The sequence below is a fragment of the Pseudomonas frederiksbergensis genome (assembly GCF_003732275.1).
In the GTDB taxonomy this organism is placed as follows: Bacteria; Pseudomonadota; Gammaproteobacteria; order Pseudomonadales; family Pseudomonadaceae; genus Aquipseudomonas; species Aquipseudomonas frederiksbergensis_H.
In genome coordinates this window covers 695,053-708,832 of sequence record NZ_MOBM01000038.1, presented here as the reverse complement: position 1 = coordinate 708,832, position 13,780 = coordinate 695,053, and the positions used below count along the sequence as shown (strand labels likewise).

Annotated in this window: 13 protein-coding genes and 2 pseudogenes; 5 read left to right on the top strand and 10 right to left on the bottom strand. The window is 56.5% G+C overall.

Features of this window, described 5'->3' with window-relative positions; all coding sequences use genetic code 11:
* The first annotated feature begins 65 nt into the window (after positions 1-65).
* Complete coding sequence (locus BK662_RS22590; RefSeq protein ID WP_123359918.1) at positions 66-836, top strand: tellurite resistance TerB family protein; 771 nt, start codon at positions 66-68, stop codon at positions 834-836.
* Between the two features lie 96 nt (positions 837-932).
* On the opposite strand, the pseudogene BK662_RS35455 reads toward BK662_RS22590, so the two are convergent.
* Positions 933-1,127 (bottom strand): annotated as a pseudogene (locus BK662_RS35455) (cupin domain-containing protein); the annotation flags it as partial.
* Positions 1,128-1,272: 145 nt separating this feature from the next.
* Here BK662_RS35455 and ligD point away from each other — a divergent pair.
* Entirely contained in the window at positions 1,273-3,912 is a 2,640-nt protein-coding gene (gene ligD, locus BK662_RS22580) for a DNA ligase D (protein ID WP_123359917.1), read from the top strand.
* A 43-nt stretch (positions 3,913-3,955) separates the two neighbouring features.
* Here the strand turns inward: ligD and BK662_RS22575 are convergent, their stop codons facing one another.
* From BK662_RS22575 to BK662_RS22560, 4 genes are all read right to left on the bottom strand, one after another.
* The gene (locus tag BK662_RS22575; protein ID WP_123359916.1) at positions 3,956-4,237 is read right to left on the bottom strand and encodes a DUF3303 domain-containing protein; all 282 of its coding nucleotides are present in this window, start codon (positions 4,235-4,237) and stop codon (positions 3,956-3,958) included.
* A 211-nt stretch (positions 4,238-4,448) separates the two neighbouring features.
* Positions 4,449-4,850 carry a hypothetical protein gene (locus BK662_RS22570; protein WP_008073195.1) on the bottom strand — a complete coding sequence of 134 codons (402 nt, stop codon included), beginning with the start codon at positions 4,848-4,850 and terminating at the stop codon, positions 4,449-4,451.
* A gap of 97 nt (positions 4,851-4,947) precedes the next feature.
* The gene (locus tag BK662_RS22565) at positions 4,948-5,337 is read right to left on the bottom strand and encodes a GFA family protein (RefSeq protein ID WP_123359915.1); all 390 of its coding nucleotides are present in this window, start codon (positions 5,335-5,337) and stop codon (positions 4,948-4,950) included.
* 81 nt (positions 5,338-5,418) lie between these two features.
* On the bottom strand, positions 5,419-6,195 hold the full coding sequence (locus BK662_RS22560; RefSeq protein WP_123359914.1) for a nucleotidyltransferase domain-containing protein: 777 nt from the start codon (positions 6,193-6,195) through the stop codon (positions 5,419-5,421).
* 333 nt (positions 6,196-6,528) lie between these two features.
* On the opposite strand from BK662_RS22560, the gene BK662_RS22555 reads away from it, so the two are divergent.
* A complete protein-coding gene (locus BK662_RS22555; RefSeq protein ID WP_123359913.1) occupies positions 6,529-7,401 on the top strand; it encodes a DNA/RNA non-specific endonuclease in 873 nt (290 codons plus the stop codon).
* Positions 7,402-7,512: 111 nt separating this feature from the next.
* Positions 7,513-7,671 carry a DUF2986 domain-containing protein gene (locus tag BK662_RS22550; RefSeq protein WP_123359912.1) on the top strand — a complete coding sequence of 53 codons (159 nt, stop codon included), beginning with the start codon at positions 7,513-7,515 and terminating at the stop codon, positions 7,669-7,671.
* A 227-nt stretch (positions 7,672-7,898) separates the two neighbouring features.
* Here the strand turns inward: BK662_RS22550 and BK662_RS22545 are convergent, their stop codons facing one another.
* From BK662_RS22545 to BK662_RS22530, 3 genes and pseudogenes are all read right to left on the bottom strand, one after another.
* Positions 7,899-8,639: a Mut7-C RNAse domain-containing protein gene (locus BK662_RS22545; protein WP_123359911.1), complete on the bottom strand. Its 741-nt coding sequence runs from the start codon at positions 8,637-8,639 to the stop codon at positions 7,899-7,901.
* Positions 8,640-8,727: 88 nt separating this feature from the next.
* Positions 8,728-8,868, bottom strand: a pseudogene (locus BK662_RS35460) (nucleotidyltransferase domain-containing protein); the annotation flags it as partial.
* Positions 8,869-9,712: 844 nt separating this feature from the next.
* Entirely contained in the window at positions 9,713-10,978 is a 1,266-nt protein-coding gene (locus BK662_RS22530) for a hypothetical protein (protein ID WP_259695952.1), read from the bottom strand.
* 461 nt (positions 10,979-11,439) lie between these two features.
* Between BK662_RS22530 and BK662_RS22525 the strand changes: the two genes are divergently transcribed.
* Entirely contained in the window at positions 11,440-11,712 is a 273-nt protein-coding gene (locus BK662_RS22525; RefSeq protein ID WP_123359908.1) for a DUF2790 domain-containing protein, read from the top strand.
* A gap of 53 nt (positions 11,713-11,765) precedes the next feature.
* On the opposite strand, the gene BK662_RS22520 is transcribed toward BK662_RS22525, so the two are convergent.
* Positions 11,766-12,710 (bottom strand): LysR family transcriptional regulator, encoded by a 945-nt coding sequence (locus tag BK662_RS22520; protein WP_123359907.1) that lies wholly within the window; start codon positions 12,708-12,710, stop codon positions 11,766-11,768.
* A gap of 103 nt (positions 12,711-12,813) precedes the next feature.
* Positions 12,814-13,764 carry an aldo/keto reductase gene (locus tag BK662_RS22515; RefSeq protein ID WP_123359906.1) on the bottom strand — a complete coding sequence of 317 codons (951 nt, stop codon included), beginning with the start codon at positions 13,762-13,764 and terminating at the stop codon, positions 12,814-12,816.
* Between the last annotated feature and the right edge of the window lie 16 nt (positions 13,765-13,780).

Below are 13,780 nucleotides of genomic sequence, written 5' to 3'. Positions count from 1 at the left end.
GTTTCTGTCAGGAGTGTGAAGGGCAAGGGCTGCACCCATGACGTCAGCCAGACGGAGTTGGCGGAATGTCGGGTGAGGACTATCGTTGCCTGACTGATTTTCTGCCCATTGATGAGGACGTCGTCATGAACACCAGTGATTTGCTTGAGCAATTACTGCGGGCCGGCCAGGGCTCGCAGTCGCAACAAGGTGGCGGTGGGGCGTCAGCTCAAGGAGGTTTGGGCGATCTTGGCGGGTTGCTTGGTGGTTTGTTAGGGCGCGGGGCGGGCGGCGGAGGCTTGGGTGGTTTACTCGGTGGTTTGCTGGGCGGCGGTTCACCCATGGGTGGTTCGACGCAAACGCGCTCGGGCGGCACCAATTACGCGGCGTTGGCTTCTTTGGGGATGATGGCGTTCCAGGCGTATCAGGCCTGGCAACGCAGCCAGGCCTCGGCACCGCAACAGGCACCGCGCACCGTTGACCTGTTGTCTGGCCCGGAAATCGAAGACCACAGCCACGCTATCCTTCGCGCCTTGATCGCCGCCGCCAAGGCTGATGGCCGCATCGATGACGCCGAGAAACATATGATCAGCACCGAAATCGGCCGCCACACCGACGATCCGCAACTGCAGCAATGGCTCGATGACGAAGTCGCCCGGCCGCTGGATGCCGCCGATGTGGCGCAGTCCGCCCAGGATCCGGGCATGGCCGCCGAGATGTACCTTGCCAGCGTGATGTTGGTGGACGATCAGCAGGACGCTGAACGCAACTATCTGGATGAATTGGCTGCCGCGTTGAAGATCGATCCAGAGTTGCAGGTGCATCTGGAGCAGCAGGCCAAGGGCGGTGCTGCCTGAGCATTCACCTGTAGGAGCTGGCGAAGTCTGCGATCTTTTGATTTTCAGCGGTTTTGAATATGCCAAAGATCAAAAGATCGCAGCCTGCGGCAGCTCCTACGTGTGTTCTGGTGATTTCGTCAGCAGAAACGTAACGCCGAAGCCTTCAGATATCTCCAGTATCCGAGGCAGGTCTTCGGGCACTTTGAGCTGACCCAACGCCGCAAAGAACTGACCGCCGCGTGGAGCGGAAACCACGGCGATCATTTTCGCGTTAGGGCTGATGTTCTTGTAAGCATGGATAGAAGCCGGGAAAACGCCCGCGCCGGTCAACGTTGTTGCCGTAACACCGGTCCGTCTGTCCGGGCAATTTCAACGGCGATGGAATTTTCTTCCGGGCCTGTCGCTCTGCTGATGTAGAACCTGCCCACTCAGCGTTCGGCAACGAGCATCAGCCATGAACAAGAACCTGGACGATTACAACCGCATGCGCGATTTCTCGGCGACCTCGGAACCGGCCGCCGCCAAACGCTCGGGCAAAAAAACGGCGAAGGATCATGCGTTGCAATTCTGCATTCAGAAGCATGACGCCTCACACCTGCACTATGACTTTCGCCTGGAACTCGATGGCGCGCTGAAAAGTTGGGCCGTGCCGAAAGGGCCGTCGCTGGACCCCAAGGTCAAACGCCTGGCCATCCACGTCGAAGACCATCCGCTGGATTACGCCACGTTCGAGGGCACCATTCCCGAAGGGCATTACGGCGCCGGCGATGTGATCGTCTGGGACCGCGGAGTGTGGATTCCCCAAGACGATCCGGCCAAGGCGTACACCAAGGGCCGGCTGAAATTCGAGCTGAAAGGAGAAAAGCTTGGCGGCCTGTGGAACCTCGTGCGCACACACATGCCGGGCAAGCAGGAGCAGTGGTTTCTGATCAAACATCAGGACAGCGCCGCCAGACCCGACAGCGAATATGACGTGGTCGCCGCCGAGCCTGACAGCGTGCTCAGCGACCGCACCATCATGGAAAAAAAGCACGGTGCTGAAAAGCCAAAACCGATCAAAAAAGCCCCGGCCAAGGCGCGTAAGGAAAAGTCGGCACAACTGACGGGCGCGCGCAAAGCCAAGCTGCCCGAGCTGCTCAAACCCGAATTGGCGACGCTGGTCGAATCCGCGCCGAGCGGCGAATGGAGCTATGAGATCAAGTTCGACGGCTACCGGGTCATGGCGCGTATCGACCACGACGAGATCAAACTCTTCACCCGCAATGGTCACGACTGGACCCACAAATTGCCCGGGCAAGCCGAGGCACTGGCAGCGCTGGGGCTGGAGTCGGCCTGGCTCGACGGCGAAATGGTGGTCGCCAACGAGCAAGGCGTTCCGGATTTTCAGGCGCTGCAAAACGCGTTCGATTCCGGCCGAAGTGGCAGCATCGTTTACTACCTGTTCGACTTGCCCTACCTCAACGGCGTGGACCTGCGCGAAGTGCCCGTCGAGGAGCGCAGGGCCGCGCTGGCGACCGTGCTCAAACCCTATGAAAACCCGCTGTTGCGATTCTCCGACGCCTTCGGCGAATCCCCGGAGGCCTTGCTCAACAGCGCCTGCGAAATGCAGATGGAAGGGTTGATCGGCAAACGCCTGGGCTCGCCTTACGTGTCTCGGCGCACCAGTGACTGGATCAAACTCAAGTGCAAGCATCGGCAGGAATTCGTCGTCGTCGGCTTCACTGACCCCAAAGGCGCACGCAGTGCCTTCGGTGCGTTGCTACTGGGATTGCATGACCGCGACAGCGGTGAGTTGCGTTATGCCGGCAAGGTTGGCACCGGGTTCAACGAGGCGACTCTCAAGCGTATTTACGAACAGTTGAAACCGCTGCAGACGAAAAAGCCGTCGGTGGTCAATCCGCCTAGCGGTTTTGAAGCCAAGGGGGTGCATTGGCTCAAACCCGCACTGTTGGCAGAAGTGGCTTTCGCCGAAATGACCAAGGACGGCTCGGTGCGCCACGCCGTGTTCCATGGTTTGCGTGATGACAAGCCTGCCAAAGAAATTACCGAGGAGCTGCCGAAAACCGTGAACACTTCAGCCTCGAAAACATCAGCCTCGAAAACCGCCGCAGCAAAATCCACAGCGAAGAAGAAATCCGCCGCTGAGATATCTGATACCGCCGATCCAAAAGCTGCCCAGTCGACTGTCGCGCCGTCGCAGATCGGCCTGGCCAGCGGCAAGGTGCGCATCACGCACCCGGACCGGGTGATCGACGCCAGCAGCGGCACCACCAAGATGCAACTGGCGGAGTACTACGCCAGCGTCGCCGAATGGGTTTTGCCGCAACTCAAGGACCGGCCGGTGGCGCTGGTGCGCGCGCCGGACGGCATCGCCGGCGAACTGTTCTTTCAGAAGAACGCCGAACGCCTGGCCATTCCGGGGATTGTTACCCTGGACAAAGAACTGACGGGCCAACCGGTGATGATCATCAACAACGCCAAAGCGCTGATCGGGGCGGTGCAGATGAGCACGGTGGAACTGCACACCTGGAATGCCACGTCAGTCGATCTGGATAAACCTGATCGCTTTGTCCTCGATCTCGACCCGGATCCGGCGCTGCCCTGGAAAAGCATGATCGAAGCGACCCAGCTAACGCTCACAGTGCTGGATGAGCTGGGGCTCAAGGCGTTTCTCAAAACCAGCGGCGGCAAGGGGATTCACCTGGTGGTACCGCTGACCCGCAAACAAGGTTGGGACGAGGTCAAGGACTTCAGCCACGCAATCGTCAGCCACATGGCCAAATTACTGCCGGATCGCTTTTCTGCGGTGTCCGGACCGAAAAACCGTGTAGGGCGTATCTTCATCGACTACCTGCGCAACGGTCTGGGCGCCACCACTATTTGCGCCTACGCCGTGCGCACCCGCGAGGGTCTGCCGGTGTCCGTGCCGATATTTCGGGAAGAGGTGGCGGAGCTCAAGGGCGGCAATCAATGGAACGTGCACAACGCTCATGAGCGCCTGGCCGAAATCGGTGACGAACCCTGGGCCGACCTGAAGAAAACCCGACAGACGATTACTGCCGAAATGCGTCGGCGGGTCGGGATGAAAAAATAGTGAATCAGAAGGAAGGCGGCGAGGGCGCTCGCCGCCTTGACGACTATCGCTTGCCGAGCGCGGCAGCCAGCAGCGGCGCCGCTTGTTCATCGGTCAATGCGGCGTGGACTTCCATGCTCATGAGGTCACTCCATTCCAGCACCCACTTCTGAATCAACACCGGATCATCGGCTTCTGCAATGCCAAAACCACTCGAGCCACCGACGGCATGCCAGCGCCCCAGCATGTTGACGCCTGCGGGTGGCGCGCCACCGGTCTTGAGAAAACGTTCGATTGCGCTGTTACGATGTTGCGGACTGATGGACCAACGGACGATGAATAACATTTGCCATCTCCTGCTACGGATTGGCACCTTTATCTTCGCGCACCTGGCTGGCGCCGGGGCCACGGTCACGTTTGTGTTTCCAGCTCCATCCTGGCTGGCCTGAAACCCTTTCTCCCATGAAAAGGCATAGCAGCGGCCCGCGTTTTGCGTGTGACCGCTGATCCTTTTTCAGGCAGTTGAAATGAACATATCGGGATAACAGTGCAAACCATCAGGCATCGCGCAACAAGTCGTTGGCATTGAGCAGCTCGTAGGCAATCTCCGGGCGCTTCTCCAGCCCTCGACGAATCGCCGCCGGAATCGACTGACGGGTTTTGCGGCACAGACCCGGCAATTCGCCGAGGGTGATGTTGATGCCGCGCATGGTGCGCACTTCATTGAAGCCCGGAACGATCTCCACGCGCAGACCCAACTGCTCATACATCCGCCGTTGCAGACGCTCCAGGTCGCCGAGGCTCTGAAGGTTTTCCAGGCGCTCGACCAGACGCTTTTCCTCCGACCGGGTCAGGCTCAGGATGCGCAAATCCGCGCCGGGGGTTTCCAGCAAAGGCTCACGCTCGCAGATGCAGGCTCCGGGCGGGCAGGGTTGGCGGATCGGAAGAGAGGTCGTCATGGGGTTCAATCATAGAGCGCTATGATCGGGTTTGCCCATGGGGTTTTTGCCGTTGAGCGCGATGTCTACACCCCGGGCTTGCTGTCCTCGGCCGGGTTTATCGCGGATCTTGTATTTCGTACCAGGACGCTTTCGAGGATACACAGGCATGTTTCTGCTTTTTAGCCAGTAATGGCGTATCCAGCGTACCTATCGCGACCGAAATCCAATCCGGGAACGGTCCTTTCGAATCAGACCAGAACAGCGAGGAGCCACAGTTGGAGCAGAACTGTCGTGTTACGCCTTCGGACGACTGATAACCCTTGAGCGTCTCTGCGCTAGTCATGATCGAAACCGCTGACCTGGGAGCGCTGGCATACGTCGCGAAGGCTGCACCATGCCCCTTTCGGCATTGGCTGCAATGGCAATGGGTGACGGCTTTCAGCTTCGTTGATACCTGATACTTCACCGCGCCGCATAGGCAGCTACCTTGGTAAAACCCATCCATGTTCATCTTTCCCCGGTTTTTGATCGCGCTACTTTAGATGGGAGGGTGGGGTTTGGGGAATGGCTGCTATCGACTGTGGATTCAACCGGTTTCTGAAGCCATCCAGGTCAAAAAACTATGCAGCTGAGTCGTAAACTCTTTTGGCTTAGCGTACGGGTTCCTTGCCTGGGACAAGAAAAAAGAGATCTGCATTCTCATACACGGGTAATGCTGAACAAACAGCTCGACATGTTCTTCCAGTGTTTGCGGCCACATCAAGTCCTGTTCAGAGCGAAGTACTTGAGTTGACCGGATGAGTTTGCGCGAGGCTTCGCGTTGCAAGCGTAGCGATTGCGTCGGTGTCGCCGCCTGATCGATAAGATCGGCATACCGGGTCAGTACGGATTCGAAGTCACCATTTACGGCAATGGCGATATCACACGACGGCTTGAACCGGTCGAAGCGCTTGGTCAGATCATTCCCCCATAAGCAACGACAGTGATGCTTGAGCCAATACCCCCAGCTCAATCGATTGTCCGCCGCCAATACTTCAGAACGACTACCGATATCAAAATCGATCTTGATGATTTCGGTATGCCGACTTTCCAGCGTGTGCCTTTTCGACTCCAGCATTTCCAGATCCTGCGACGCAGGAGGGCTGTGCAGGACAAGGGTTAGATCTAGGTCGGAAACCCCCAGCACGGCGTCGCCTCTAGCGACGCTGCCATAAAGATAAATCCCGTCCAGTAGAGGTTCCGACCGAGTGAGCATCATGCAAACATTCGCCAGCAAATCCTGAAACTGTGGCTGCACCTCGACATTGGACACGGTGAGGATATAACCGTCTGCATCAATGCCACGAGGATGGAATCGTTCCATGAAGCCGTCCGTGAGTTGTGTTCGGAGAGGTACTTTAACAGAGCCAATAGTGTCCGCTTCTGGCCGTACTCTACCGATCGCTTCTTCGACGAGCATTGGTAAGTCGAATGTAAACGCTGTTCAGCACTAAAGTGACTTGTGATGGTCAATAAATCCCGCAACGACCCTCAGCAGTCGTACTGCTCGGAACCGACCGAATCCGCATCGGTATTTTGATCAAGGACAGTGAAAGCATGCTTGCCGCAATTTAATCAGCAACCGCCTCCACCGGGTTCCGTGAATCGGGACTCGTCGTACGTTTTACCCCCTCAATCCTATTCGAAGATTTAAAGCATGCACCTACGCAAAATTGCAGTTGGGCTGTCGGCCCTTGTTTTGCTCTCGACCGGGGCAGAAGCCCGCAGTCTGCTGGATCTCCTCAAACCGCCCGCCCAGCATCAGGAACAAGTATCCCGCTCGGGCTCGGTCAGCCAGAACGCGGCTCTGGGCCTCTATTCAAACAAACAGAAACAGGCATCGTTTGACGGCTGCGCAGATCTGTTCCCGGCTGCGAAACCAATAAACATGGCCTCTGTGCCTGCAACAATGAAACCCCTGGCCCTGTGTTCCGACAACTTTGCAGTGCTGTACTCGCAAACCAGCAAGACGCCGCTGGTAGTAGTCGAACGCCTTAATGCCGCCCAGCTGCAGGATGCCAAAGGCGAGGAGCGCACCAACCAGTTTTACCCGGACCCACGCATCCCCAAGAGTGGACGGGCAGAGTTGAGCGACTACCGTAGTCAACATCCGGCCGTGGACCGCGGTCATCAATCCCCGGCAGCCGATGCACCGAACCCCAATGCAATGGCCCAATCCTTTGCGCTGTCGAACATGGTGCCGCAAGACCCAACCAATAACCGGAAGATCTGGAGTAAGGTCGAGTCCGATGTCAGAAAGTTTGCCAAGCGAGCCGATGGCAATGTTTTTGTCTTCACCGGCCCGCTCTTTGACTCAGGCCACACCACCATCGGCGAAAACAAGGTCTGGGTGCCGACGCGCCTGTTCAAACTGGTATACGACGCATCGTCCAAGCGTGCCTGGGCCTACGTACTACCCAACGCTGAAACCCGTATCGAGAGACCGATGGACTATGACGCTTTCGTGAAGAGTACCGGGCTCAAATTGCTGGGGAATCTACCGGTCACAGGTTCCGTAGGGCGCTCTTGATGGCTTGATGAATTGCACCCCAAAGGCTGGATGCAACCTTTGGGGTGTTCCATTCTGGCCCAATATTTTAAGCTGATATCATTCAAGAGCTTACAAACCGAGTAGAAAAATATGAATCGTCGTAAAAAAATAAAGCAGTTATTAAAGGCTCACGCCAAAAAGGCTAGTGCCAAATTGGCACCGCCAAGCAAGTCCAAATACATTAGTAAAGCTGACCGATTGAAGCTGGCTGCTGAATCCGGTGACGACTCAATCATTTCTGAGAACTGATCTGTGTAGCTTGAGCACCACCGCAATTTACAAATTTGATTGGGCTATTCATTCCGATGGCACGTGCCGCGAGGATGCGGCCTGACAATTCATTCAAGCCGTAGCCGCTTCGCGGCTCTGAATCGAACCAGATTCCCTGGGTACATTTGATTGGCCGCTTTTGGCCGTTATCTACCTGATACAACAGCCTGTTATCCCTGGCAATGCAGCCGGCCCGATGCGCTCGGCTATCGGTCCAGCAGAGGTGCCAGCAATGCACACATGCTGCGCCAGTGCGAACCCTCCCAGTAAACCCGTTGGCAGTTGTCGCAGCGCAGGAAGTGCGAATAGAGGGCGCCAACGCGTGGCGGTACCTGCGCCAGGGCCAGTTCCGGGCTGATCTCGTGCAGCGGCAGGTTGCAATGAAGGCACAGGCTGAATGGCCGCGCGCTACGCGCCAGGTCGAGGCGCTCGTACAATTCGCGCAACTGCAGCGACGGTTTCAGGGCATGCACGTAACAGCCGTGGCTGATGATCCGCCGCTTGAGCAGTTCGCGGTCGCGGGTTAGCACGATGCGCCCTTGCTGCGCAGCGATCTCGGCGATCTCGCCATCCTCGAAGCCATTGTCGTAGAGGGTGTCGAAGCCACTCATGCGCAGCAGGTTGGCCAGCCCGCCAAGGTGCGCATCAGCGACGAAGCGCAGCACCCGTAAAGGTTGCGCACGAACCTTGAGCAGCGGGCTGATGTCCAGCGCTTCGAACTTGGGATACACCGCCAGCCGGTCACCGTCGAAGATCACCCGCTCGAAGCCCACCGACTCGCCGTTGAGCAGCACCAGCTCGACCTCGGTGTGCGGTATCCCGAGCGCCTCGATCATATGCTTGACCGTCGCCCCGCGCGCGCACTCGCAGGTGAAGGACTGCCGCCGCCGTTCAGCCGGCAGGAAATCGTTGAGCTCCTCGTAGAAGCGGAAGGTTGCACTGGTCATGCTGAATAGTATGGCAGCTCCTTTTTCACCATGAAGGGAATCACCCTTACACGCGCAGCACGGCGTCGCCTCTAGCGACGCTGCCTTAAAGATAAATCCCGTCCAGCAGAGGTTCCGACCGAGCGAGCGTCATGCAAACGTCCGCCAGCAAATCCTGCAACTGTGGCTGCACCTCGACGTTGGACACGGTGAGGATATAACCGTCTGCATCAATGCCACGAGGTGGAATCCTCCCCTACGGATGCGCTGTCGGCTGGGCGGCACATTGTTACCAAAACAGCGGTAGACTATTACAAGTTATGAGCTGGATATCTATTGGTATACTTGGTATTTTTGAAAATTATTCATCAACTTTTGAATCTGGGTTATTAAGAGTTTTAACAAACTAATTACACTGTAAGCGCTTAATATCTAACTTATAAATAAGTCAACAGCCTGCTGTGCAGTCGCTCTGCATCCATGAATTTTATAATCAAAAACCATGACAAACGTTACAGAGATATCACTTCAATACCCTCAATGCTGGAAGCTCGATATAAATAATCGAATCCTGTTCGATGGAGCCAATCAAATACACTTGACAAATATTGAGAGCATCATTGTAAAGAACATGCTCCTCAAGGAGGAGCGCGTAATCAGTAGGGCAGAGCTAATTAGTAGTATTGGGAGAGAGCCTGGTCTCTATCGCGGCCTGGAGATGAGTCTGAGCAGACTGCAAATAAAGTTCAAGAAACGCGCTGGAGGAAGGCATCTTTTTCGCGCAGTCAGAAATCGTGGCTACTGCCTCACTCAAACCATACATATTAATGGGGAGGCGTCTCGGGAATTTACGTGAGGTAAGCGGCAATACACCCCTCGCATGGTCATATGGCTGATGACTAACGAACTTATGAATTTAGGGGGGGCGCAGTGTTTAAGATGAGTGAGTTCACTTTTTACGATTGGCCTTGCGCTTTGATACTGGTATAGCGGCTTTGAAAAAACTGTCGCATAACTTCTGAGTTGTGCGACGACTAATTCGGGCCAGCAGTAGCAACAATATTCGCGATATTACCTGGAATCGCGAACACCTGTTATTCCACCGTGTCGATGCGATAGTCACTGTAGAAGAAACTGTTTTTATCGGTGCCAGCCTTAAAAAAGTATCCGTAGTCAGCCAGGTAGTAGACGTGGTCCACCCGTTGATACTTATCAGACTCTTCCGTGCAGGCCAATGCCTTGGCGTTGCCCGAAAGATCGAGGTTGAGTTCGCTTGCCTTCAGCTCCCGCTCGACCTTGCAACGATTGGTTTTAGGGGTGTCACCATACGCTCCGACAATGCTGTTGAGTGTGGCACTGTTGTAGGTATAACTGACCGTTTTGCCGATCGGCAGGGTTTTCCAGTCACCGCTGAAGTTCAACCGGCTGAGCGCACTGCTCTGGGCCATGCCACCGCTTCCACCGAAGCTTGCTTTGGACACCAGAGGGATCAAGCCACGCCAGCTGACCTCTTGGCTTTCATAACCATCCCCGCGTGCCGTGATGTTCAATTGGCCACTCGGAACATCGCTGCTGATGAATCGATCTTCGCCAGCCGGGCTGGTTTTGCCTTTATAAGTGGCTGTGCCTCCTGTGCGCACGAACTTCAATGAGTGGACTGGCTGCCCAAGGTTGAGCTGTCCAATCGCCGTCAGCACTTCGGGCTGCACGGATTGCAGCGCGATCTTCGCTGAGGCTTTCAGGCGCGGCTTGAACGATTCCAGCCGGGCAGTCTGTTGCCCGTTGCCACACACCAGCGCGAACAGCGCCTGGTAATCGGCATTGCTGCCAGCGATGGGTTGGGGAGTAGGTGAGACGTCGACTCGCCCGTCGCTGACCCGATTGCGCGCATCCAGGTCATAACCTGCCAACAGCTTGAAGGTGCCGGTGGCGCAGGACACTGCAAAGCGTTCGCGCTTCTGCGCATACGGTGCGTTGTAGGGCAGGTCATTGAGTACCGCAGGATTATCGAAGGCCGCCCAGAAGCGGGTTTCGCCATTGTCCGTGCTCACGCTGTTGCGATCGAGCAACACCCAATTGCTATCGTTGGTTTTCACCAGACGCCAGTCGGTTTTCGGTGTCTGTGCGCATGCTTGGACAAATGTCGGGTTGGCAGCCAGCGTGGTCTGCAAGTCTGCGGACAATGCGCGGGCCGGGCTGTACTGACTAGAGCCCATCGAATACACGCGCCTTGCGCCGTCCAAGTACAGCAAATGCAGTTGCGGTGACGAACATCCCGCCTCAATCTGCACGCTGGTACGCAAGGTGTTATTAGACTGTGGCAGCAGCAACTGGAAACTCAGCAAGTCGCCTTCGCGCATGATGCTTTCCTGCACGAGGGGCTGGGCCAGGGTAGCCTTTAAATCATTATCGGGCTTGCGCGCGTTGGTTACGCAACCTGCCAGACTGACGACGCCGCAAACAAACATGAATGATGTGAAAAAGCGCACGGTTACCTCTCTGAATCCGTTCGGGAATGTCGGATTGTCGGCAGGTGGGGCTGAATCTTTAAACGGGGCTGACCGAGGCAGGTGCGCAATAGCTTCGAAGGCGCTACTGGCCTCCAGATTCCTCCGCGCGCTCTAATAGAGGTGCGGAACTCGCTGGTACAGGGTCATTCATACGAATCTCGGACAAAGTGTTTGTCCAACCAACCGATTTTTGCAGCGAGGGGTAACCCTTAGCATCGTCTCCAGCCCATGAGAAAACAGTGCGACAACACTGGCTCACGAGGTGAAAACACGGCAACACAACGTGAACTTTCAACGAGACGGTGAACATCATGAAACTTTCAAAATTAGTGCTTCTTCTGGTGCTTGGTGGTATCGGCGCACATGCTTATGCGGACGACGACTCTGCAGCAGTCGAAGCCCGCAAGACTCCAGTCGAAATCTACAGCTACTCGACCACGCTTGACATCAAACGGGTGATTTCCATCACCGACACGGGTGATCAGTGCGGCCCGGTGCCGAAGCAAATGACGTATGAAGACTCTCACGGCGAGCGGCATATCTTGCAGTATCAAGTGATGGGCAGCGGTTGTTCCAACGGTTGAGTGCCGCGCGGACGATGGAGGGTCGACACTCCATATCGGCGGCACCTTTCAACTCAAAGGTTCTGCGTTTTTTTTGAACCTGCGATAGCCTCATCTGACGTCAGTAGCTGGGGAATGGCGGTTTTAAGAAATTCCAGCCAGGTCTTGATTTTCGCATCGACGAATTTTCGCGACGGGTAGATTGCGAACAGGTTGAACTCTTCCAGGTGGTAATCCGGCAGTACCCGCATCAATGTTCCTGCTTTCAGGCCTTTAACCGCTGAAGCAATCGGCTGAATGCCAATCCCCATTGCATTTTCTATCGCGATCGTCATCCCGTCGGCAGTGTTGATGTGCAAGGGTGACAGCGGCACAGCGACCGTTTCCATGCCTTCGGGCCCCTCGAAAGTCCAGCTTTCCACCGGCATTACCGTGTTGACGATTCTCAGGCAGTCGTGGTCGCACAGTGCGCCGGGTGTTGCCGGCATCCCGCGTTTCGCCACGTACTCTGGCGAGGCGCAGAGAATGCTGTAGGTGACCCCGAGTCGCTGTGCGACGAAGCCAGAGTCGGGCAGATCCCGGGCCAGCACGATCGACATGTCGTAGCCTTCTTCGAGCAAGTCGGGCAGGCGATTGGTCAGGGTCAGGTCGAACATGACTGTGGGATGAATCTCCCGGTAACGGGCGATGGCGTTGATCACGTAATGGTTGCCGATGGCCGACATGGAGTGGATTTTCAGTCTGCCGACCGGCAGGGTTTGTGCCGTGCCGGCTTCCTCGTCGGCTTCACGTACCTCATCCAGAATCTTTTCGCAGCGTTGGAGGTAGCGCACGCCGGCTTCGGTCAGGGCGAGGCGGCGGGTGGTCCGGTTAATCAGGCGCGTGTGCAGTCGGGCTTCGAGGCTGGAGACGGCCTTGGAAACGTTGGTCGTGGTGGTGTCGAGTAATTCGGCGGCGGCTGTGAAGCTGCCGCTCTGGGCGACCGCAATGAAACACCGCATGGTCTGGAAAACATCCATCGTTACCGCCTCAGGGGATGAGTCGAAAATTATAGGACCTGAGCAGTGGTTTGCAGGTCAGGAAAAGGGGCGACTCCGCCAGGAGCTGCCCCTTTTACGTATGTCACTGCTTGTGTGGAATGAAACCGGGGACGCCGGTTTCCACCACCGAATTGAAGCGAATTCGGGTTGTGATGTCTTCCTTGATCTCATGCATGGCCCGGTGAGGCAAGGTGGCGATATCGAAGTTTTCCTGAATATGGCTTGGTGTCGCCGAAGTGGTCAGAAACGCGGAGCCGCGCTGTACCGCCCAGGCTAACGCGACTTGTGCCGGGGTCTTGCGTACACGTTTGGCGATGCCAGTGATCACCGGATCTCCCAGTACGCTCGGCTCCATGCCGTGGCCGAGCGGGGCGAAGGCGAGGATGATGATGCCCTGCTGTTTGCAGAACTCCAGCAGTTCCCACTCCGGCAAGTAGGGATGGGACTCGATCTGCACCACTGCGGGCTTGATCCGCGCCGCCGCGACAATTTCTTGCAGGGCTGGCAAGGTAATGTCCGAGAGGCCGATGGACTTGCAATGGCCTTCATCTACCAGGTTCTCAAGCGCTCGCCAGGTTTCAATCAGGCTCACGCCGCCGTCGTAGATGACGTGCCCGAGTGTGTCCCGTGGATCTTGGTCATCACCTGGCTGAAAGGCGAACGGCGTATGGATCAGGTAGCAATCGATGTAGTCGACCTGCAACCGGCGGCAGCTCGCCTCGAAGGCCGGTTTGACCCGCTCGGGACGGTGGTTGGTGTTCCACAGTTTGGTGGTGATGAACACGTCTTCCCGACGGATGTTTCCAGCGGCGAACACCTGCTCAAAGGCAACGCCGATCTTCTCCTCATTGCGATAGCGTTCGGCGCAATCGAAATGACGGAAGCCGACTTCCAGTGCGCATTTAACCGCTTCGGTTGTTGTGCTCAGGTCGCGAAACAGCGTGCCAAAGCCTACGGCCGGCATCTCGCCCGAACCGTTGTTCAGCGCGAGTCGTGTCGCGCGCAGGTCATCGTGAAACGCTTCGTAAGTCATGATTTTTCCGCCGAGT